Origin of the sequence: Georgenia ruanii, assembly GCF_009193175.1 — a bacterium.
GTDB classification, from domain to species: domain Bacteria; phylum Actinomycetota; class Actinomycetes; order Actinomycetales; family Actinomycetaceae; genus Georgenia; species Georgenia ruanii.
Genome location: NZ_VUKE01000028.1, coordinates 17,229 through 38,155, shown reverse-complemented (window position 1 = coordinate 38,155; position 20,927 = coordinate 17,229). Strand labels below are relative to the sequence as shown.

The 20,927-nt window shown below is 75.0% G+C and carries 14 protein-coding genes and 1 pseudogene; 11 read left to right on the top strand and 4 right to left on the bottom strand.

Going from position 1 to position 20,927, the window contains the following annotated elements:
• Positions 1-11 precede the first annotated feature (11 nt).
• The 5 genes and pseudogenes from GD880_RS19280 to GD880_RS19255 all read left to right on the top strand — a co-directional run bounded on the left by GD880_RS19280 (position 12) and on the right by GD880_RS19255 (position 7,975).
• Positions 12-1,145, top strand: coding sequence for a Glu/Leu/Phe/Val family dehydrogenase (locus GD880_RS19280; RefSeq protein WP_152233226.1), 1,134 nt, complete (start codon positions 12-14; stop codon positions 1,143-1,145).
• A 107-nt stretch (positions 1,146-1,252) separates the two neighbouring features.
• Complete coding sequence (locus tag GD880_RS19275) at positions 1,253-2,227, top strand: ornithine cyclodeaminase family protein (protein ID WP_452176759.1); 975 nt, start codon at positions 1,253-1,255, stop codon at positions 2,225-2,227.
• 220 nt (positions 2,228-2,447) lie between these two features.
• A pseudogene (locus tag GD880_RS19270) lies at positions 2,448-3,620 on the top strand (pyridoxal phosphate-dependent aminotransferase).
• A gap of 105 nt (positions 3,621-3,725) precedes the next feature.
• The gene (locus GD880_RS19260; protein ID WP_152233223.1) at positions 3,726-6,692 is read left to right on the top strand and encodes an FAD-binding and (Fe-S)-binding domain-containing protein; all 2,967 of its coding nucleotides are present in this window, start codon (positions 3,726-3,728) and stop codon (positions 6,690-6,692) included.
• Positions 6,693-6,802: 110 nt separating this feature from the next.
• Complete coding sequence (locus GD880_RS19255) at positions 6,803-7,975, top strand: restriction system modified-DNA reader domain-containing protein (protein WP_152233222.1); 1,173 nt, start codon at positions 6,803-6,805, stop codon at positions 7,973-7,975.
• 87 nt (positions 7,976-8,062) lie between these two features.
• Here GD880_RS19255 and GD880_RS19250 read toward each other — a convergent pair whose 3' ends face one another.
• The 3 genes from GD880_RS19250 to GD880_RS19240 form a co-directional block, all read right to left on the bottom strand.
• Positions 8,063-9,202, bottom strand: coding sequence for an alpha/beta hydrolase (locus GD880_RS19250; RefSeq protein ID WP_152233221.1), 1,140 nt, complete (start codon positions 9,200-9,202; stop codon positions 8,063-8,065).
• A gap of 101 nt (positions 9,203-9,303) precedes the next feature.
• Positions 9,304-10,443: a homoserine O-acetyltransferase MetX gene (metX, locus tag GD880_RS19245; RefSeq protein ID WP_152233240.1), complete on the bottom strand. Its 1,140-nt coding sequence runs from the start codon at positions 10,441-10,443 to the stop codon at positions 9,304-9,306.
• A 194-nt stretch (positions 10,444-10,637) separates the two neighbouring features.
• Positions 10,638-11,978 carry a bifunctional o-acetylhomoserine/o-acetylserine sulfhydrylase gene (locus tag GD880_RS19240; protein ID WP_152233220.1) on the bottom strand — a complete coding sequence of 447 codons (1,341 nt, stop codon included), beginning with the start codon at positions 11,976-11,978 and terminating at the stop codon, positions 10,638-10,640.
• Between the two features lie 403 nt (positions 11,979-12,381).
• Here GD880_RS19240 and GD880_RS19235 point away from each other — a divergent pair, with 403 nt between their 5' ends.
• Complete coding sequence (locus GD880_RS19235) at positions 12,382-13,761, top strand: C40 family peptidase (RefSeq protein ID WP_152233219.1); 1,380 nt, start codon at positions 12,382-12,384, stop codon at positions 13,759-13,761.
• A 101-nt stretch (positions 13,762-13,862) separates the two neighbouring features.
• On the opposite strand, the gene GD880_RS19230 is transcribed toward GD880_RS19235, so the two are convergent.
• The gene (locus GD880_RS19230; RefSeq protein ID WP_152233218.1) at positions 13,863-14,384 is read right to left on the bottom strand and encodes an inorganic diphosphatase; all 522 of its coding nucleotides are present in this window, start codon (positions 14,382-14,384) and stop codon (positions 13,863-13,865) included.
• 153 nt (positions 14,385-14,537) lie between these two features.
• On the opposite strand from GD880_RS19230, the gene dacB reads away from it, so the two are divergent.
• The 5 genes from dacB to ftsH all read left to right on the top strand — a co-directional run bounded on the left by dacB (position 14,538) and on the right by ftsH (position 20,915).
• Positions 14,538-15,908, top strand: coding sequence for a D-alanyl-D-alanine carboxypeptidase/D-alanyl-D-alanine endopeptidase (dacB, locus tag GD880_RS19225; RefSeq protein WP_152233217.1), 1,371 nt, complete (start codon positions 14,538-14,540; stop codon positions 15,906-15,908).
• A gap of 17 nt (positions 15,909-15,925) precedes the next feature.
• The gene (locus tag GD880_RS19220; RefSeq protein WP_152233216.1) at positions 15,926-16,987 is read left to right on the top strand and encodes a zinc-dependent metalloprotease; all 1,062 of its coding nucleotides are present in this window, start codon (positions 15,926-15,928) and stop codon (positions 16,985-16,987) included.
• A 94-nt stretch (positions 16,988-17,081) separates the two neighbouring features.
• On the top strand, positions 17,082-18,134 hold the full coding sequence (gene tilS, locus GD880_RS19215; protein WP_152233215.1) for a tRNA lysidine(34) synthetase TilS: 1,053 nt from the start codon (positions 17,082-17,084) through the stop codon (positions 18,132-18,134).
• A gap of 10 nt (positions 18,135-18,144) precedes the next feature.
• Entirely contained in the window at positions 18,145-18,699 is a 555-nt protein-coding gene (gene hpt, locus GD880_RS19210; RefSeq protein WP_152233214.1) for a hypoxanthine phosphoribosyltransferase, read from the top strand.
• A gap of 164 nt (positions 18,700-18,863) precedes the next feature.
• Positions 18,864-20,915 (top strand): ATP-dependent zinc metalloprotease FtsH, encoded by a 2,052-nt coding sequence (gene ftsH, locus GD880_RS19205; protein ID WP_152233213.1) that lies wholly within the window; start codon positions 18,864-18,866, stop codon positions 20,913-20,915.
• Positions 20,916-20,927: the final 12 nt, after the last annotated feature.

The following is a 20,927-nucleotide window of genomic DNA, read 5'->3' as shown; positions in this document are numbered from 1 at the left end:
GAGGGAGATCCGTGTTCGAGCTGATGGACGAGTGGGGCCCCGAGAAGGTGGTCTGCGTCTCCGACCGCCGCACCGGGATGCAGGGCGTCCTGGTCATCGACAACACCGCACGGGGTATGGGCAAGGGCGGCACCCGCATGGCCCCGGACGTCACCGTGCAGGAAGTCGCCCGCCTGGCCCGCACCATGACCTGGAAGTGGGCGGCGCTCAACCTGTTCTTCGGAGGCGCCCAGGCGGGGATCCGGTACGACCCGGCCTCGGCGTCCAAGCCGGACGCACTGCGGGCCTTCGCCCGCGCGCTGTCCAACGAGGTACCGGCCGAGTACGTCTTCGGTCTCGACATGGGGCTGACTGAGCAGGACGCCGCCATCCTGCTCGATGAGACCCGCACCCGCAGCGCTGCGGTCGGCACGCCGGAGGCGCTCGGCGGGCTGGCCTACGACCGGCTCGGGGTCACCGGCTTCGGCGTCGCCGAGGCAGCCGACGCCGCCGCCGAGGCGCTCGGTATCACGCTGCGCGACGCACGCGTCGTCGTCCAGGGCTTCGGGGCGGTCGGTGCGCACGCGGCCCGGCGGCTCGCCGACCTCGGCGCCACGGTCGTGGCCGTGTCCTCGGCGCGGGGCGTCCTGCACGAGCCGGACGGTCTCGATGTGGACCGGCTTCTGCGCCTGCGGGACGAGCACGGTGACGACTGCGTCCTGGCATACGGCACGTCCGTCGGCGCGCTCGGCAGCGAGCTTCTCCTGCCCTGCGAGGTGCTGATCCCCGCAGCGACGCAGGACGTCATCGATGCCGACGTCGCCGGCAGGATCTCCGCCCGGCTCGTGGTGGAGGGTGCCAACATGCCGACCGACGCCGCGGCACAGGAGGTGCTCCGCGCCCGGGGCGTCGCCGTCGTTCCCGACTTCATCGCCAACGGCGGGGGCGCCGTCGCGGCGGGATTCGCCATGGACGCGCGGCACTCGCCGTTCCCCGTGCAACCGGAGCCCGTCTTCGAGGCCGTGTCCCGCTCGATCCGGGCGAACACGGCGGAGATCCTGGGCCGGACGCTCGCCGGCACGCGCACGTCGCACGCGGTCGCGCGTGAACTTGCCCAGGAGCGAGTCCGTCAGGCGACGAAGCTGCGCACCGGCCTCCTGGTCTGAGAGGGAACGGTCACCGGTGCCCGCCCGTCTGCCGCCATCCATAATTCGCTGACAGAAATGTCCCATTCCTTGAATGATTCCGTCTGACAATGTTGTCGAGAAATGGAATGTCAATGAGACCTGCAGCTGCCGCAAGAGACGGCGCGACAAGCGTTCGCATGTACTCGTCGGCCGACATGGCCGCGAGCGCCTCTGTGGTGGACGCGGTAGACGCGCTCGGCGCCGCTCTCCGGCTGGGCCTGGATCCTGAGTCGGACGCGCCGCGTTCCCGCGTGCGGACCGAGACCGGCGACCTGCTCGTCATGCCCTCGGCCATGGCCGAGGCCTCCGGGGTCAAGCTGCTGACACTGACCCACGACAACCCCGCTCGGGGCCTCCCGGTGATCCAGGGGGTCTACGTGCTGTTCGAGGGGGCGGACCAGTCCCCGGTCGCGCTCCTGGACGGCATCGCGCTGACGAACCTGCGCACGTCTGCGGTCTCCGCGCTGGCCGTCCGACATCTCACCCCCGAGGGCGCGGCACCGGCGAGTCTCACCATCTTCGGCACCGGGCCGCAGGCGCGGGCACACCTCGGAGCGATGGCAGCTGTGCGGCAACTTGCCCGGGTCACCGTGGTCGGCCGAGATCCCGAGGCCCTGGAGTGGTTCGTCCGGGAGGGCGAGGTCCGCGAGCTGCCGCTCGACACGAAGCTCGCCGGTGAGGGCGACCCCGTCGCCGAGGCCGACCTCATCTGCTGCTGCACGAACGCGCGCGAACCGCTCTTCGACGGCGCGGCCGTCCGGGACGACGCCGTGGTCGTGGCCATGGGCGCCCACACGCCCGACGCCCGGGAGGTCGACTCCCGACTGGTCACACGCTCGACCGTCGTCGTCGAGTCCCGAAGCAGTGCCCTGCGCGAGGCCGGTGACGTGGTCCTGGCCATCGCCGAGGGGGCCATGAGCGAGGAAGCCCTGATGACCTTGCGCGAGCTCGTGACCGCACCCGCGGAGCTACCGCGACGTCCCCGGCTCTTCAAGAGCACGGGGATGCCGTGGGAGGACCTCGTCGTCGCCAACCAGATCCACCGTGGAGGGCATCGGTGACCGAGACCTGCCGACCGGCCGAGGCAGACGTGGAGTCCTACGACCATGTGCCCGTCGACGAACCGCGACGTCCGGACGACAAGCCCGCCGCCCGGCCAGAGAACCTCGGCGAGGCCATCCACGGCGTGCGGGTGCTCGACCAGCTCTCGGTGGCGGCCGGACACGGCCCGTCCCGGCCGAGGACGACAGGAGGAACACGTTGCTCGAGTCGACCGCGCGCATGTCGTCCATGGCGCTGAGCTACCCGCGCTCGCAGATCCGTGCGATGTTCGACCTCACGGCTGTTCGTCCCGATGTGGTGTCGCTCGCGATCGGCGAACCGAGCTTCCACACGCCCGCATACGTTCGTCGGGCCGCGATCGAATCCGTCCAGGCGGGGGAGACCCGGTACGACGCGAGCGCCGGCATCGCGGGGCTGAGGAACGCCGTCGCCGAGACCTACTCGGCACGGTGGGGGCTGCCGGTCGAGCACCGGAACGTGATGATCACCGGTGGCGCGATGCAGGCCTTGCAGCTGTCCTTGCTGCTCATGGTCGAGCCCGGCAGCGAGGTCCTCGTGCCGGACCCGTGCTTCCCCAACTACCTGGGGCAGGTCCACGCCGTCGGAGCGCGGGCAGTACCGGTCCCCGTGCGAAAGGAAGAGGGCTTTCGTCTGCGCGCCGCGGACGTGGCTGAACGCATCACCGACCGGACGAGCGCGATCGTCCTCAACTCGCCCTCGAACCCGCTCGGCACGGTCATGGATGACGACGACGTCCTCGCGATGGTCGACCTCGCCCGCCTTCACGGCTTCACCGTGATCTCGGACGAGGTCTACGAACAGATCCTCTTCGACGGCCGCAGGCACGTCTCCGCGGCCACTCTCGCCGGCGACCTCGACCACGTCATCGTGGTCAGCTCGCTGTCGAAGAGCCACGCGATGACGGGTTGGCGGCTGGGATGGGCTATCGCCGCCCCACCTGTGGTGGCAGTGATGGCCGAGATCCAGGAGGGCACCCTCGCGAACCTGCCGGTCCCGATCCAGCGCGCGGGCATCGCAGCGCTGACCGGGCCGCAGGACGAGCTCCGCGAGATGGTCGACGCCTACCAGCGGCGCCGCGACCTGGTCGTGGCGACGCTCCGCGACATCCCCGGCGTGACGTGCGAGCAACCGGCCGGAGCCTTCTAGGCACTGCCGGACTTCTCTGCCTATTCCGCCAGCTCGGCCTCCCTGGCGCTCGACCTGCTGGAGCACGGTGGCGTCGCGGTCACCCCGGGCTCCGCGTTCGGCCAGGGTGGGGAGGGGCACCTGCGGCTGGCCTTCGCGGGTGCGGACGCAGAGATCGCCGAGGCCCTCTCGCGGCTGCACACCTACATCCTGCGCCGCGGCCCGGACCTCAGCGCCCGCGCATGACTCCTCGCGGTGCGCGTCGGCGGGGCTCCCTCATGGTCGCGTCGGTGGCGCCTGCCCCCGGCGAGCAGTTGTGTGCATCAACATCCGTGCTGGGAGACTGCAGGCGTGACTGCGCTGACAACGACTGACGTCACCGCGGCCCTTCGGGCCGCCGTCGACGGCGAGGTGGACGACTCCGACCGGCGCCGGGCCGAGTACTCCACCGACGCGTCGAACTACCGGGTGCCGCCCCGGGTGGTCGTCGCCCCCCGCGACGGCGACGACGCCCTGGCCGCGCTCGACGTCGCCCGCCGCCTCGAGGTCCCGGTCACCGCCCGCGGCGCCGGCACCTCGGTGGCGGGCAACGCCGTCGGCACCGGCGTGGTGCTGGACTTCTCCCGGCACATGAACCAGATCGTCGCGCTCGACCCCGAGGCGCGCACCGCCGTCGTCCAGCCGGGCGTGGTGCTGTCGAGCCTGCAGGCGGTGGCCGCCCCGCACGGGCTGCGCTTCGGCCCCGACCCCTCCACCCAGAACCGCGCCACTCTCGGCGGGATGATCGGCAACAACGCCTGCGGCCCGCACGCGGTGGCCTACGGGCGCACCGCCGACAACGTCACCGCCCTCGACGTGGTGGACGGAACCGGCCGCCGCTTCACCGCCGGCGCCGGCAGCCTCGAGCCCGTCCCCGGCCTGGACGCCCTGGTCCGCGCCCACCTCGCCACCATCCGCACCGCGCTGGGCCGCTTCGGCCGGCAGGTCTCCGGCTACTCCCTCGAGCACCTGCTGCCCGAGCACGGCACCGACCTGGCCAAGATGCTCGTGGGCACCGAGGGCACCCTCGTGACCATCCTGCAGGCCACCGTCAACCTCGTCCCGGTGCCGACGGCGCCGGTGGTGGTGGCCCTGGGCTACCCCGACATGCCCACCGCCGCCGACGCCGTCCCCGCGCTGCTGGCCCACAACCCGCTGGCCGTCGAGGGCCTGGACGCCCAGCTCGTCGACGTGGTGCGCCGCCACCACGGCCCCGCCGCGGTGCCCGAGCTGCCCGCCGGCGGCGGCTGGCTGCTGGTCGAGGTCGGCGCCGCCGAGGGCGAGACCGACGCCGACGTGCTCGCCCGCGCCCGGGCCCTGGCCGCCGACGCCGGCACCGACGCCGTCCGGGTCGTCCCGGCCGGCGCGCAGGCCGCCGCGCTGTGGCGCATCCGCGCCGACGGCGCCGGCCTGGGCGGGCGCACCCCGGCGAACGCGCCGGCGTGGCCGGGCTGGGAGGACGCCGCCGTCCCGCCCGAGAAGCTCGGCGACTACCTGCGCGACTTCACCGCCCTCATGCGCGAGCGCAACGTCGACGGGCTGCTCTACGGGCACTTCGGCGACGGCTGCGTGCACGTGCGCCTGGACCTGCCGCTGGAGACCCGCGCCGGCATCGGCCCCTCGCGGGACTTCCTCGAGGCCTCCGCCGACCTGGTGGCCGCCTACGGCGGGTCCCTCTCCGGCGAGCACGGCGACGGCCGGGCCCGCTCGGAGCTGCTGGCCCGGATGTACGCCCCGGAGGTCCTCGACCTGTTCGGGAAGGTCAAGGCCCTCTTCGACCCCGAGAACCACCTCAACCCCGGCGTCGTCGTCGACCCCGCCCCGCTCGACGCCGACCTGCGCCGGCCCCACGCCCGGCGCACCCCCGCCCGCGGCGGCTTCGCCTTCACCGAGGACGGCGGGGACTTCGCCACCGCGGTGCACCGGTGCACCGGGGTGGGCAAGTGCCGCGCCGACACCTCGAGCTCGGGCGGCTTCATGTGCCCGAGCTACCGGGCCACCAAGGACGAGAAGGACGTCACCCGCGGCCGCGCCCGGGTGCTGCAGGAGCTGACCAACGGCTCCCTCGTGCGGGACTGGAACTCCCCGGCCGTCATCGACTCCCTCGACCTGTGCCTGTCGTGCAAGGCCTGCTCGGCCGACTGCCCCGCCGGGGTGGACATGGCCAAGTACAAGTCCGAGGTCCTCTACCGCGGCTACCAGGGCAAGCTCCGCCCGCGCAACCACTACCTCCTCGGCCAGCTGCCGCGCTGGACCCGGATGCTCACCGCCGTCCCACCCCTGGCCAAGCTCGCCAACACCGTCCTCAAAGCCCGGCCGCTGGAGCAGGCCGTGCTCTGGGCCGGCGGCATGGACACCCGCCGCCACGTCGTCACCTTCGCCGAGGAGCGCTTCTCCACCTGGTGGAAGGACCGGGACGACGGCGCAGCCCGGCCCGGCGGGACGCCCTCGGCTCACGCCGACGCGGCGGCCCAGCCGGCGCCCGCCGCGCCGGCGGATGCCGCGGCCGTCGCACCGGCCCCTGCCGCGGGCCGCACCTCGCGCGACCCCGACGCGCCGCGCTTCGTGGTGCTGTGGGCGGACACCTTCTCCGAGACGCTCGACACCGCCGGGGCGCGGGCCGCCGTCGGTGTCCTCGAGAGCGCCGGCTACACCGTGATCGTCCCTGAGGACCCCGCCTGCTGCGGCCTGACCTGGATCTCCACCGGCCAGCTCGACGGCGCCCGCAGACGCCTGCGCGACCTACTCGCCGTCCTGGCCCCGTACGCGGCCAACGGCATCCCGGTGATCGGGGTCGAGCCGAGCTGCACCGCCGTGCTGCGCTCGGACCTGCTCGACCTGCTCCCCGAGGACCCGCGCGCGCCCATGCTGGCCGGGCAGACCTACACCCTCGCCGAGCTGCTCACCGCCCCGGCCCCGGTCGGGCCCGGGCCGGACTGGCAGCCGCCATCCCTCGAGGGTGTCGAGGTGGTCGCCCAGCCGCACTGCCACCACCACTCCGTCATGGGCTGGGACGCCGACGCCGCGCTGCTGGCCCGGGCCGGCGCGCGGGTGACCACGCTGGCCGGCTGCTGCGGCCTGGCGGGGAACTTCGGCATGGAGGCCGGCCACTACGACACCTCCGTCGCCGTCGCCGAGAACGCCCTGCTGCCCGCGCTGCGCGAGGCCGCCCCCGAGACCGTCTACCTCGCCGACGGCTTCTCCTGCCGCACCCAGGCCGAGCAGCTCGCCGGCCGCCACGGCGTCCACCTCGCCCAGCTGCTGGCGGGGGAGCGGTAGGCGCCTGAGGGCGCCGGTCGCCGCAGCACCGCGGCCCCCCGGCTCCGCCCGGGCGTGAGAGGATGGGGACAGCTTCCATCCACTTCCTTGCGAGGTCAGGTCTACGACGCATGCCGTTCTTCGAGTTCGACGAGGGACGCCTCGTCCCCGCGCAGTTCGGACGTCCGGTCGGTGAGGACCTCGAGCCCGATCTTCTCCAGGCCATCCGCGACCAGGTGCTCGAGGTGGTCCAGCGTCCCCTCTTCCCCGTCTCCTGGCACGGGGAGGCGCCGCGCGCCGGCGCCGCGCCGCCAGCCCCGCGGCTGACCGCCATGGACGCCTCCGGGCAGGTCGTCACCGTCGAGGTGGTCGAGCGCCTGGACTCCGCGGCGCTGGTCTCCGCCCTGTCGCTCAGTGCCCGGAACTCCTCGCTCGGCTGGACCCAGCTCGGCGAGCTCTACCCGCGCGGCGTCGGTGCCTTCCGTCGCGACTGGAACGTCTTCCGCGAGTCCATGCCGCCCCGCCCGGCGCCCGGCCCCCGGCTCATCCTCGTCGCCGGCTCGGTCGCCGACGAGGTGCGCCCCGCGCTGGGCTCGCTCACGACCAACGGCGTGGCCGTGCACGAGGTCGCCCTGCGGCAGATGAGCAGCGGGCGTCGGTTCCTCGAGGTCGCCGAGCTGCGTCCGCACGAGATCGTGGAGACGGGCCGGGTGCTGGCCGGCCGGCCGGCCAGCCCGGCGCGGGAGCTCGCGGCCTCGCCGGCCACCGCGACGTCGCCGGCCACCCCGACGTCGCCGGCCTCCCCGGTCGACTCTGCCGGCTCCGCAGCCTCCGCCGCGACCCCGGCCGCGCCCGTCTCGCCGTCCGCGGCCACCCCGCGGACGCCCGGGTCGCCCTCTACCGCCGCCTCGGCGGCCTCGCCGGCGGCCGCCGCCGGCACGCACGCCGCCGCCCGCGAGCCGGTGTCGAACGAGCCGCTCCCGCGCGAGCGCGACGGCGCGGCGGCCGAGGACCTCGCCCGGATCGCCGCCTCCCTGAGCGCCGACACCGTGCTGGCCTGGGTCCAGCTGCGCCGCGGCGTGCGCCACGAGGCCACCCTCACCACCGAGGGCCTGCTCCGCCTGGCCAGCGGCGCCGCCTTCGACGACCCCGACCTCGCCGCCACCGCGGCCTCGGGGCGCGACGACGTCGACGGCTGGCGGGTGTGGCGCTTCGGGGAAGGCGGCCCGAGCCTGGCCGACGCCCGTGCGGAGCTGCTCTCCTCGGCCGGCCGGGTCACGGGCGCGGGACGCCGGAGGGGCTGAGCACCGCCCGCAGCAGGCCCGAGCCCCGAGCCGAGCCCGGGCCCGGGCCTGGTCCCGGCCCGCGCGGCCCCGATCGCCCCGACGCAATCAGGGCGCCGGCTCGCCCACCGGCCGCAGGACGTACGCCCGCGCCCAGCGGCGCAGCTCGGCGTAGATGCGCTCGCGCACCGGGCGCGCGGAGAGCGTGACGTCGTGGATCGCGCCCTCGAACCGGGCCACCGTGACGAGGTCGCCGAGCTGGAGCGCGCGCCGGCGGGTCTGCTCGACGTCGAGCACCACGTCCGCCTCGCGCATCTGCGGCGACCAGCGCGGGCTGAGCAGGGTGCGCCCGGAGGTCATGACCAGCACCGGGCAGCTGATCTGCAGCCCGGCCGCCACCTGGGCGTGCCCGGCCAGCACCGCGGCGAGCCAGCCCGGGCGCACCGGCGCGCTGGGGGAGAGGCGCCACGCCGGCTCGGGGGCCCACCCGGTGATGAACGGGTCGTCCTCCCGCCCCTCGGGCACGGGCCCGTCGGCCTCGGTCCACCCGAGCAGCGTGCGCTGGTAGAAGCCCAGGTCCGTCGTCGGGATGATCGCCTTGGGCTGCAGCTTGGCCAGTCGCCCGACGATCGGCTGGGACACCGCCCGCAGCAGCGCCGAGCCCTGCAGCTCCAGCCAGGGGGAGTTGAGCACGACGGCGCGCAGCGCGCCCGGGTGGCGGTGCGCCCACAGCGCCGCGGTCAGCCCGCCGGTGGAGTGGCCCATGAGGACGACGTCGGTGCCCACCCCGTGCTCGGCGCGCACCACCCGCAGCGCCGCGTGCAGGTCCTCGTCGTAGGTGGACAGGTTCGTCACGTATCCGCGGGTCTGGTGCGGGCGCAGCGACCGGCCGTACTTGCGCAGGTCGACGGCGTAGAACGCGGCGCCCAGGGCGGCAAGCTCCCGGGCCAGCTCGCGCTGGTTGAAGTAGTCGTTCCACCCGTGCAGGTACAGCACCGCGAACGTCGGGGACGACGGCGTGCCCGGCAGCGCGCCCGGGTCGTCCGCCGGCACGTGCCGCACCAGGGTCGCCACCACCTCGCCCTCGTCGTCGTCGAGCAGCGGCAGCGTGCGCGCCTCGAACCCCTGTCCCAGCACGTCCTCGGCCCACCGGTCGGCGGGCGGGGCTGGCGGGAAGACGACGGCGTCCTCGGGCACCGGCTCGCCGGGCACGTGGGGCGCGACGGTCTTGGGGGTCTTGCGGGCCATGGGCTCATCATGCCGTGAGGCGCCGACGGCGGACGGCGGCCGCCCACACGCCCGGCCAGGCCCTCGCCCAGGAGCAGGCCCGCGCCGGCCGGCTCGCCGGGTCAGCGCGCCGGGCGCACCGGTGCCACCGACCGCAGGAACCGGCCCACCAGCGCCGCCACCTGGTCGTGCTCGACGAGGAAGCCGTCGTGGCCGTGGTCGGAGCGCACGTAGGCCACCGGCCCGGCGCCCGGCACGGCGGCGGCGATCCGCTCGGACTCGTCGGGGAAGAAGAGCCGGTCCGAGTCCACCGCGACCACCAGCGTCGCGGCCCGCACCTGCGCCAGCGCCGCCTCCACCCCGCCGCGGTCGCGGCCGACGTCGTGGGTGATCATCGTCTGCGTGAGCGCGACGTAGCTGCCGGCGTCGAAGCGCACGGCGAGCTTGGAGGCGTGGTGGTCGAGGTAGGACTGCACCGCGTAGCGCCCGCCGCTCAGCGGCTCCTCCGCGTGCTGGGGCAGCCGGCCGAAGCGCTCCTCGAGCTCGGCGGGGCTGCGGTAGGTGGTGTGGGCGATCTGCCGGGCCAGGCCCAGCCCGGCGTGCGGACCGTGCCCGGGCGCGGCGTCGTAGTAGTCGCCGCCGCGCCAGTTCGGGTCCAGCCGGATCGCGCCGAGCTGGCTGTGCGCCCAGGCCACCTGCTCCGCGCTGGCCTGCGCGTTGGTGGCGACGACGGCGATCGCGTCCACCCGCTCGGGCGCCATGACGGCCCACTCGAGCACCCGGTGCCCGCCCATGGACGCACCCACGACCAGGGCCCACCGCTCGATGCCGAGCAGGTCGGCGAGCTCGATCTCCGCCGCCACCTGGTCGCGCACCGTCAGCACGGGGAACCGCGAGCCCCACGGGCTGCCGTCCGGGGCAGGGGAGGACGGCCCGGTGGAGCCCTGGCAGCCGCCGAGCACGTTCGGGGCGACCACGAAGTACTTCGTGGTGTCGATGGCCCGGCCCGGCCCCACCACCTGGCCCCACCAGCCCTCGTCGTCGGACTGGTCGCCGGGGTGGGCGGTGACGTGCGCGTCGCCGGTGAGCGCGTGCAGGACCAGGACGGCGTTGTCGCCCGCCTCGTTCAGCTCGCCCCACGTCTCGTACGCCAGGCGCACGTGCGGCAGCCGGCCGCCGGCCTCGAGGGGCAGCGCGCCGATGTCGGCGAAGCGCCGCGGGCCCGGGTCGTCGCCCTCGCGCCAGGCCCCGCTGGCGGGGATGGTGGCGGGGTCGACCTCGCGGCGCGCGTGGCGGCGCGTGAGCGGGGCGGCGGCCGTCGCGCCCGTACGCGTCGCGCCCGCTCCCGGGGCGGCCGTCGCGCCCGTACGCGCCGCGCCCGCTCCCGGGGCGGCCGTACCCGGGGCGGGGGCGGCCCCCCGCGCCGCCCCCGCCGTCCGGCTGTCGTCTGCCACGCTCACGCCCCGGCGGTGGTCGTCTCGGCGGTGAAGGACGCCGCGGCGGCGAGGCCGAGCTCGAGGTCGGCGAGGATGTCGTCGATGTTCTCGATGCCCACCGCCAGGCGCACCAGGCCGGGGTTGACGCCCGCGGCCGCGAGGTCCTCGGGGCTGAGCTGGGAGTGCGTCGTCGACGCGGGGTGGATCACCAGCGAGCGCACGTCGCCGATGTTGGCCACGTTGGAGTGCAGCTGCAGCGCGTCGACGAAGGCCAGCCCGGCCGCATACCCGCCGGCCAGCTCGAAGGCCAGGACCGCGCCGGCGCCCTGGGGGGCGTACTTCTGCGCCCGCTCGTACCACGGCGAGGACGGCAGCGAGGCGTAGGCCACGCGGGTCACCTGCTCCTGCGCCTCGAGGAAGTCGGCCACCTTGCGGGCGTTCTCCACGTGCCGCTCGATCCGCAGCGACAGCGTCTCCAGGCCCTGACCGATGAGGAAGGCGTTGAAGGGGGAGACGGCGGGGCCGAGGTCGCGCAGCAGCTGCACCCGGGCCTTGAGGATGAACGCCGGCGCGCCCAGGTCCTTGTACACGAGGCCGTTGTAGCTCGGGTCCGGGGTGTTGTAGTTCGGGAACTTCGCCGGGTCCGCGGACCAGTCGAACGTGCCGCCGTCGACGATGGCGCCCGCGATCGAGGTGCCGTGCCCGCCGAGGTACTTGGTGGCGGAGTGGATGACGATGTCGGCGCCGTGCTGCAGCGGCTTGATGAGGTATGGCGTGGCGATGGTGTTGTCCACGACGAGCGGGACGCCGAGCTCGTGCGCGACCGCCGCGACGGCCTCGATGTCCAGGACGGCGGCCTTGGGGTTGGCGATCGTCTCGCCGAAGAAGAGCTTGGTGTTCTCCCGGGCGGCGGCGCGCCAGGACTCCGGGTCGTCCGGGTCCTCGACGAAGGTGGTGGTGATGCCGTACTTGCTCAGCGTGTTCTGCAGCAGGTTGTAGGTGCCGCCGTACAGGTTCGGGCTGGCGACGACGTGGTCGCCGGCCTCGGCGATGTTGAGGATCGCGAGGGTCTCCGCCGCCTGGCCGGAGGCCAGCAGCAGGCCGCCCACGCCGCCCTCGAGCGCGGCGATGCGGGTCTCGACCGCCTCCTGGGTGGGGTTGGTGATCCGGGTGTAGATCGGCCCGGTCTCGGCCAGGGCGAAGCGGCCGGCGGCCTGGGCGGCGTCCTCGAAGACGAAGGACGTCGTCTGGTAGATCGGCAGCGCCCGGGCGCCGGTGGCGGCGTCCGGCGTCTGGCCGGCGTGGATCTGCTTGGTCTCGAACGCCCAGGCGTCCTGCGGGTTCGCGGTCTCGTTGCTCACGGTGGCTCCTTGCTCGGGTGGAGCGGGCCAACGAGCCGCGGCTGTGCCAGGTCCCGTCAGCCCGCGAGGGGGCTGGCAGTGACGTGCACGTCCGGGATGGTCGGGCCCTGGCCACGGCCAGCGTGGCCGTCGGGATCAGGGCAGGCCGAACGTGCGCGTCAGCGGCACATTCGACGGAACATGCGGCCGACTCTAGGGGGCCGCGCCGCGACCGGACGAGAGGCGTCTCACAAGGCGAGACCCGGTCGGGGCGGTGCCCGAATCCCGGGACGCGAGCTTCCCCTGTTACTACTGTGACGGCTGTGAAAAGAGGGACGGGTGTTCCGGAAGTGACGGAGTTGCGTTACGGTCGTGCCCGGAACCATGCCCGCGCGCCGCGCGGGCGCACGCACACGGAGGCACGGTGACGCAGTCAACCCGGCACGTCAGACGGCTGGCAGCCTCGGCCGCCGCGGTGGCCCTGGTCACCACCTTGACCGCGGGCGCCGCGGCGGCGGCGCCCGGTGCCGGCACGGACAGGGCGACGACGACGGCGGAGCCGACGGTCGCCTCCCTGGAGATCCAGCTGGCTCGCGTCGCCGCGCAGGCGGAGGAGGCCACCCAGCGCGCCTCGACCGCCAACGAGGAGTACCTGCAGTCCCAGGAGGCCCTCGACGCCGCCACCGCGGCGGCCGCCGACGCGCAGGCCAAGGCGGACGCCGCCGAGGCCCGGCTCGAGCAGGCGCGCGCGGCGCTGGGGCAGGTGGCCCTGGCCTACTACCGGGACGGCGCCACCGGCCTGGCGCAGATCACGCCGTACCTGTCGGCGCAGAACTTCTCCGACGCGATGGCCCGCTCGACGACCCTGGACCGGCTCGGCAGCCGGGCGGGCAGCGAGGTGCAGAGCTTCCAGGCGGTCGAGCAGGTGGCCAAGACCCTGCGCCAGCGCGCCGACACGGCGGTCGCCACCCAGCAGGAGGCCACCACCGCGCTCTCGCAGGCCGCGAACCAGGCCGAGGCCAGCGCCACCGCCGTGCAGTCCCAGCTGGCCCTGTCCACCGAGCGCCGCGACCAGCTCATCGCCGACCTCGCCGCCGAGCGGCAGACGTCCGTCGAGGCCGAGCGGTCCCGGCAGGACCAGCTCGACGCCGAGCGCCGCCAGCGCCAGGAGGCGGCCGCGCTCGCCGCTGCCGAGCGCGCCGCCGCCCAGCCGCAGCCGGCCGGCGGTGGGAGCACGACCCCGAGCCCGGCGCCGAGCCGCACCCCGGCCCCCACGCCGACGCAGGCCCCCGCGCCCAGCCCCGCTCCTGCGCCCAGCCCGGCCCCGGCCCCCGCGCCCAGCCCGGCTCCGGCCCCCAGCCCGGCCCCGGCGCCCAGCCCCGCCCCGAAGCCGGCCCCGGCGCCCGAGCCCCAGCCCGCACCGGCCCCGCCGGTCAAGGCCGGCGCGACGCAGACGGCGATCGCCTGGGCCCGCACCCAGATCGGCAAGCCCTACGGCTGGGGCGCCACGGGACCGGCCGCCTACGACTGCTCGGGCCTGACGATGCGCGCCTACCAGCAGGCCGGCATCTCCTTGCCGCGCACCAGCCGCTCGCAGTACAACGTCGGCACGCGGATCCCGCTGAGCCAGGTCCAGGCGGGCGACCTGGTCTTCTGGTCCAACGACGGCACCGCCGCCGGCATCTACCACGTCGCCATCTTCAGCGGCGGCGGCATGCGTATCCAGGCGCCGTACTCCGGCGCGGCCGTGCAGGAGGTGTCGATGTTCTACACGAACGTCATGCCCTTCGCCGTCCGGCTCTGACCGTCCGCGGCACCCACGCCGCGAAGGCCCGGCCGCCGTCCTCCCGTCGGGGAGGGCGGCGACCGGGCCTTCGCGGTTCGGGGCGAGGGCCTCGCGGCGCGTCAGGCCTCCGACGCGGCGGCGTGCCCGTGGTTGTAGTAGCCGGTCTGCTCGGCCCGCTCGAAGGACTTGCGGATCTCCGCCTCGGCCTCCTCGCGGCCGACCCAGTGCGCGCCCTCGACTGACTTGCCCGGCTCGAGGTCCTTGTAGACCTCGAAGAAGTGCTGGATCTCCAGGCGGTGGAACTCGCTGACGTCGTCGATCTCGGTGCGCCACGAGGCGCGCTGGTCCCCGGCGGGCACGCACAGCACCTTGTCGTCGCCGCCGGCCTCGTCGCGCATGCGGAACATCCCCAGCGCGCGGCACCGGATGAGGCAGCCGGGGAACGTCGGCTCCTCGAGGAGCACCAGGGCGTCCAGGGGGTCGCCGTCCTCGCCGAGGGTGCCCTCGATGAAGCCGTAGTCGTCCGGGTACCGCGTGGAGGTGAACAGCATCCGGTCGAGCCGGATGCGGCCCGTCTCGTGGTCCACCTCGTACTTGTTGCGGTTCCCCTTGGGGATCTCGATCGTGACGTCGAACTCCACGGCTTCCCTTCTTCCGCCCCGCGCGGCGGGTCACGCTCGCGGGGCCGCTGTGACGTGCGCCCGGCCCGCCTGGCCGGGCGCTCCCGGGCACTAGTGTGTCGCACGACGGGGTGATCGTGCTGGCACGACGCCGAGAACGGGACGGGAGGTCGGGTGGCACGTCGAACCCTCGTCGCCGCGCTGGTCGCCGTCCTCGCGCTCGGCGGCTACGGCGTGGCGGACGCCGCGGACGTGGTCCCCGGGCCCCTGACGACCGGCCCGGCGCCTGCCGCTCCCGCGCCCTACCCCGGGATCGCGCTGCCGGCCGGCGCCCTGACCGAGGCCGTGCCCGGGCCGGACGTCGACGCGCCCGTCCCCACCGCCGCCGCGCTGGAGGCCCTCGCCGCCGACCTGCGCGCCACCCCCGGCCTCGGCGGGCTCGGCCTCGTCGTCGCCGACGCCGTCACCGGCACGGTGCTCCTCGACGACGACGGCGCCGTCGCCCGCACCCCCGCCTCGTCCCTGAAGATCCTCACTGCCGCGGCCGCGCTGGACGCGCTCGGCACCACCCGCACCCTCGAGACCCGCGCCGTGCTCGACGGCGACACGGTCGTCCTCGTCGGCGGCGGTGACGTGCTGCTGGCCGCCGGCGCCGGGGACCCGGACGCCGTCGTCGGCCACGCGGGCCTGGCCGACCTCGCCCGGCAGGCGGCCGCGGCGCTGGCCGCCCAGGGCGTGCGCCGCGTCGCCGTCGGCCTGGACGACACCCTCTTCAGCGGGCCGCTGCACGCCCCGGGCGTCTCCGGCATCGACCTCGACTACGTCATGCCGATCCAGCCCCTCGCCGTCGACACCGGCCGCACCGGCGCCGGCTACTCCGCCGACCCGGCCATGGACGCCGCCGGCGCCTTCGCCGCCGCGCTGACCGACGCGGGCGTCACCGTCACCGGCGAGGTGCGCCGCACCCGCGCCCCCGGCGGCGCCGCCCCGCTGGCCGCCGTCGCCTCGGCGCCGAGCGGGCAGGTGGTCCGGCAGATGCTCAAGACCTCCGACAACACCCTCGCCGAGGTCCTCGGCCGGCTGGTGGCCGTCGAGCGCGGCGCCACGGCGGACTTCGAGGGCGCCACGGCCGCCGTGCTCGCCCAGCTCGGCGAGCTCGGGGTGGACACCACCGGCGTCCGCCTCACCGACGTCTCCGGGCTCGGCGCCGCCAACCGGGTCACCGCCACCGCCCTCGTGGACACCCTGCTGACCGCGCTGGAGCCCGCGCGCACCGCGCTGCACGCCCTGGTGCCCTCGCTGCCGGTGGCGCACCTGGACGGCACGCTCGACGACCGCCTGCCGGGCGAGGCGGCCGGGCGGGTGCGCGCCAAGACCGGCACCCTGCTGGCGGCGAGCAGCCTCAGCGGGACCGTGGTCACCGCCGACGGCCGCCTGCTGGTCTTCTCCGTGCTCACCGACGGGCTGAGCGAGGGCGGGACGCTGCAGGGCCGCCAGGCCATCGACGCGTGGGCCGAGCGGCTCGCGGCGTGCGGCTGCGGCTGAGCGGTAACGTGAGGCGCATGAGCAGCGCCGTCGACTGGCAGGTGGCCGTGCGCCGCGCCGGGACCCTCGCCCGGCCGGGCCCCAGCGGCACGCGCGCCGAGCTGCGCGGCCTCATCCAGGTGCTGCGCGACGCGGCCGCCGAGGCCCCGCGGCACGTCGCCCAGATCACCGGCCTGGACGACGCCGCCGCCCGCGCCGGCGCCCTGCCCGTCTACGTCGTCGACCGGCCCCGCTGGGCCGAGGCCAACGTGGCGATGTTCGCCCGGCTGACCGACGGGCTGCTGCCCACCTCCAAGCTGCCCGGCTCGGCCCGCATGGCCGGGGAGGAGATGGGCCTCATGCTCGCCCTCCTCGCCGGGAAGGTGCTGGGCCAGTTCGACCCGTTCACCGGCGACGGCGCGGCGCCGGGCCGGCTGCTGCTCGTGGCCCCCAACGTGCTGAAGATCGAGCGCGAGCTGGACCTGGACGCCATGGACTTCCGGCTGTGGGTGTGCCTGCACGAGCAGACCCACGCGGTGCAGTTCGCCGCGGCGCCCTGGCTCGCCGACCACCTCGCCCACCGCATGCGCGCCCTCGTCGAGGGCATCTCGGACACCACCGACGGCAGCGAGCGGCTCGCCCGGGCCGTCGGCGCCGTCGTCGACACCCTGCGCTCGGTGCTCGCCGGCAGCGCCGACGCCCCGGGCCACGACGTCGGCGGCCCGCTCGTCGAGGCCTTCCTCACCGAGCCCGAGCGGGCCGCGATGGCCGAGGTCGTCGCCGTCATGAGCCTGCTCGAGGGGCACGCCGACGTCGTCATGGACGCCGTCGGCCCCGCCCGGCTGCCCTCGGTGCGCCGCATCCGGGCCGCCTTCGAGAAGCGCCGCGACGGGACCTCCCTGCCCGACGTCGCGCTGCGCCGGCTGCTGGGCATGGACGCCAAGATCGCCCAGTACCGCAACGGGGCGTCGTTCGTGCGCACCGTGATCAACCGGGTCGGCCATCGCGGCCTCAACGCCGTGTGGACCGGGCCCGAGCAGCTGCCGACGGCGGCCGAGATCGCCGAGCCCGAGGCCTGGGTGCGCCGGGTCCACGGCTGATCCGCGGCCCGGCCGCGCCGGGTCCACGGCTGACCGGGGCGGGCGCCGGGACGTCCCGGCCGCCTCCGCCGGGCGCCGGTCTACGCTCGGCCCCATGTCCGCCCCGCACCCCGCCGTCGCCGCGGCCCGGTCGGCGGTGCGGGCCACCCTCGCGGACCTGCCCCCCGGCGCCCGGGTGCTCGTGGCCTGCTCCGGCGGGGCGGACTCCCTCGCGCTCGCGGCCGCCGCCGCCTTCGTCGCCCCGCGGGCCGGCTGGCTCGCCTCGGCCGTCACCGTCGACCACGGCCTCCAGCCCGGCTCGGCCGACGTCGCCCGCCACGCCGCCGCCCGGTGCCGGGCGCTCGGGCTCGCGGCGACCGTCCGCGCCGTCGAGGTGCCCGGCGGCAGCGGCGGGCGCGGCGCCGGCGGCCCGGAGGCGGCCGCCCGCACGGCCCGCTACGCCGCCCTGGCCGCCGCCGCCCGCGAGGCGGAGGCGGCCGCCGTGCTGCTCGGCCACACCCTGGACGACCAGGCCGAGACCGTGCTGCTGGGCCTGGCCCGCGGCTCCGGGGCCCGCTCGCTCGCCGGCATGGCCCCCGCGCGGGGGCCGTGGCGCCGCCCGTTCCTCGCCCTGCGCCGCGCCCAGACCGAGGCGGTGTGCCGCGCGCTGGGCCTGGACTTCGTCCTCGACCCCGGCAACGCCGCCGCCGGGCCCTGGCGCGCCGCCGACGGCACCGCGCTGCGCCGGGCCGCCGTACGCGAGCGCGTCCTGCCCGCCCTGGCCGACGCCCTCGGGCCGGGGGTCGTCCCGGCACTGGGCCGCACCGCCGCCCAGCTGCGCCGCGACGCCGACCTGCTCGACGGCCTCGCCGCCGACCTGCTCGCCCAGGCGCTGGTGGACGGCGCCGCCGTCGTGCTCGACGTCACGGTCCTCGCCGCGGCGCACCCGGCGCTGCGCACCCGCGCCCTGCAGACCGCCGCCCTGCGCTCCGGCGCCGCCCCCGGCGCCCTCGCCGCGGTGCACGTGGAGGCGCTCGACGCCCTCGTGGCCGCCTACCACGGGCAGGGGCCGGTGCAGCTGCCCGGCGGCGTGGTCGCCCGGCGGGCGTGTGGCAGGCTGTCTCTGGGCCCCGCCAGGGGGGCCGCCACAGCCGACGAGACGCAGTGAAGGAGCGCACGTGGACGCGCAGGACATGGGCAGCGACCTCGAGAAGGTGCTCCTGAGCCAGGAGCAGATCGAGGACCGGCTGGTGCAGATGGCGGCGGAGATCGACGCCGACTACGCCGGCAAGGACCTGCTCCTCGTCGGGGTGCTGCGCGGGGCCGTCATGGTGATGGCCGACCTGTCCCGCCGCCTCCACCTGCCCGTGCAGATGGACTGGATGGCCGTCTCCTCCTACGGCTCGGGCACGAAGTCCTCCGGCGTGGTGCGCATCCTCAAGGACCTCGACACCGACCTGCACGGCCGCCACGTCCTCATCGTCGAGGACATCATCGACTCCGGCCTGACCCTGTCCTGGCTGCTGTCCAACCTGCGCTCGCGCGGCCCGGCCTCGGTGGAGATCGCCGCCCTGCTGCGCAAGCCCGAGGCCGCCAAGGTGCCGGTGGACGTGCGCTACGTCGGCTTCGACATCCCCACCGAGTTCGTCGTCGGCTACGGCCTGGACTACGCCGAGCGCTACCGCAACCTGCCCTTCGTCGGCACCCTCGCCCCGCACGTCTACGGCGGCTGACCCGAGCCGCGACCGCCGGAACACCACGGCCCGCGCGGCCGTTGTTGCAGGGAGCAAGCCCTGCGCGAACATTCCGGTAGCGCCCGGCCGCTGGCCGGGTTTGTCAGATACCGTCGGGCGATGACCGTGCGACCAGGAGGGACCGGGCGAGCAGCCCACACTCGATGAACGCCAAGAACCTGCTGCGAGGCCCACTCATCTGGATCCTCCTGATGATCCTGCTCGTCTCCATGGGGTACTCCCTGCTGGGGCAGGGCGGCACCCAGCGCATCGACACCTCCCAGGGCCTGGAGCTGCTCCACGGCAGCACGGTCCAGCAGGTGGAGATCACCGAGGGCACCCAGCGCGTGCGCATGACGCTGTCGGAGCCGTACAAGGCCCCGGACGGCAACGGCGGCACGGTGGACAAGGGCAAGTCCGTCGAGTTCTTCTACGTCTCCCCCCAGGGCCCCCAGGTGGTCCAGGCGGTCGAGGACGCCGCGCCGTCGCAGGGCTACAACTCGGTGGTGCCCCAGCAGTCCTGGCTGAGTTCGCTGCTGCTCTTCGTGCTGCCGATGATCATCATCTTCGGCGTCTTCTGGTGGCTGTTGTCGCGCTCCGGCGGCGCCGCCGGCGGGATGATGAAGTTCGGCAAGTCCAAGGCCAAGATGGTCACCAAGGAGACCCCGCAGGTCACCTTCGCCGACGTCGCCGGCGAGGACGAGGCCGTCGAGGAGCTCCAGGAGATCAAGGAGTTCCTCGCCGAGCCCGAGAAGTTCCAGGCCGTGGGCGCGAAGATCCCCAAGGGCGTGCTGCTGTACGGCCCGCCCGGCACCGGCAAGACCCTCATCGCCCGCGCCGTCGCCGGCGAGGCCGGGGTGCCGTTCTTCTCCATCTCCGGCTCGGAGTTCGTCGAGATGTTCGTCGGCGTCGGCGCCTCCCGGGTGCGCGACCTGTTCGAGCAGGCCAAGTCCAACGCCCCCGCCATCATCTTCGTCGACGAGATCGACGCCGTCGGCCGCCACCGCGGCGCCGGGCTCGGCGGCGGGCACGACGAGCGCGAGCAGACCCTCAACCAGCTGCTCGTCGAGATGGACGGCTTCGACGTCAAGACCAACGTCATCCTCATCGCCGCCACCAACCGCCCCGACGTCCTCGACCCGGCGCTGCTGCGCCCGGGCCGCTTCGACCGGCAGGTCGCCGTCGAGGCCCCGGACCTGCACGGGCGCGCCGCCATCCTCGAGGTGCACGCCAAGGGCAAGCCCATGGCGCCCGGGGTGGACCTGGGCATGGTCGCCAAGCGGACCCCCGGCTTCACCGGCGCGGACCTGGCCAACGTCCTCAACGAGGCCGCCCTGCTCACCGCCCGCTCCGGCGCCCAGCTCATCGACGACCGCGCCCTCGACGAGGCCATCGACCGCGTGATCGCCGGCCCGCAGAAGCGCACCCGGGTGATGAACGAGAAGGAGCAGAAGGTCACCGCCTACCACGAGGGCGGGCACGCCTTGGCGGCGGCGGCGCTGCGCTACACCGACCCGGTGACCAAGGTGACGATCCTGCCGCGCGGGCGGGCGCTGGGCTACACGATGGTCATGCCCACCGAGGACAAGTACTCCACCTCCCGCAACGAGCTGCTCGACCAGCTCGCCTACGCCATGGGCGGCCGGGTGGCGGAGGAGATCGTCTTCCACGACCCGACCACCGGCGCGTCCAACGACATCGAGAAGGCCACCGCCATCGCCCGGAAGATGGTCGTCGAGTACGGCATGAGCGACCGGGTCGGCGCCATCAAGCTGGGCACCACCCAGGGCGAGCCGTTCCTCGGCCGGGACTACGGCCACCAGCGCGACTACTCCGAGGACGTCGCCCGGATCGTCGACGAGGAGGTGCGCCGGCTCATCGAGGCCGCGCACGACGAGGCCTGGGAGATCCTCACCCAGTACCGCCACGTCCTCGACGACCTCGTGCTCAAGCTCCTCGAGAAGGAGACGCTCAACGAGGCCGAGCTGGCCGCGATCTTCGCCCCCGTGATCAAGCGGCCGGCGCGACCCATCTGGCTCTCCTCCGAGGAGCGCCAGGTCAGCGACATCCCGCCGGTGCTCACGCCGGCCGAGCGGGCCCGCGGGGAGCACATGCTGCCCCAGGACCAGTCCGCCGCGGCGGGGGAGACCCCGCTCGACGGCGTGGGCCAGGTGCCCGAGGGCGGCCGGGTCGGCGGCGCCGCCGAGGGCCTGTGAGCGTGCAGGGCC

Excerpts from the sequence above, each read along its gene's own strand:
- ftsH (WP_152233213.1), top strand. The coding sequence starts at position 18,864 with ATGAACGCCAAGAACCTGCTGCGAGGCCCACTCATCTGGATCCTCCTG.
- GD880_RS19250 (WP_152233221.1), bottom strand. The coding sequence starts at position 9,202 with ATGGCCCGCAAGACCCCCAAGACCGTCGCGCCCCACGTGCCCGGCGAG.
- GD880_RS19220 (WP_152233216.1), top strand. The coding sequence starts at position 15,926 with ATGAGCAGCGCCGTCGACTGGCAGGTGGCCGTGCGCCGCGCCGGGACC.
- tilS (WP_152233215.1), top strand. The coding sequence starts at position 17,082 with ATGTCCGCCCCGCACCCCGCCGTCGCCGCGGCCCGGTCGGCGGTGCGG.
- GD880_RS19275 (WP_452176759.1), top strand. The coding sequence starts at position 1,253 with ATGTCAATGAGACCTGCAGCTGCCGCAAGAGACGGCGCGACAAGCGTT.
- GD880_RS19255 (WP_152233222.1), top strand. The coding sequence starts at position 6,803 with ATGCCGTTCTTCGAGTTCGACGAGGGACGCCTCGTCCCCGCGCAGTTC.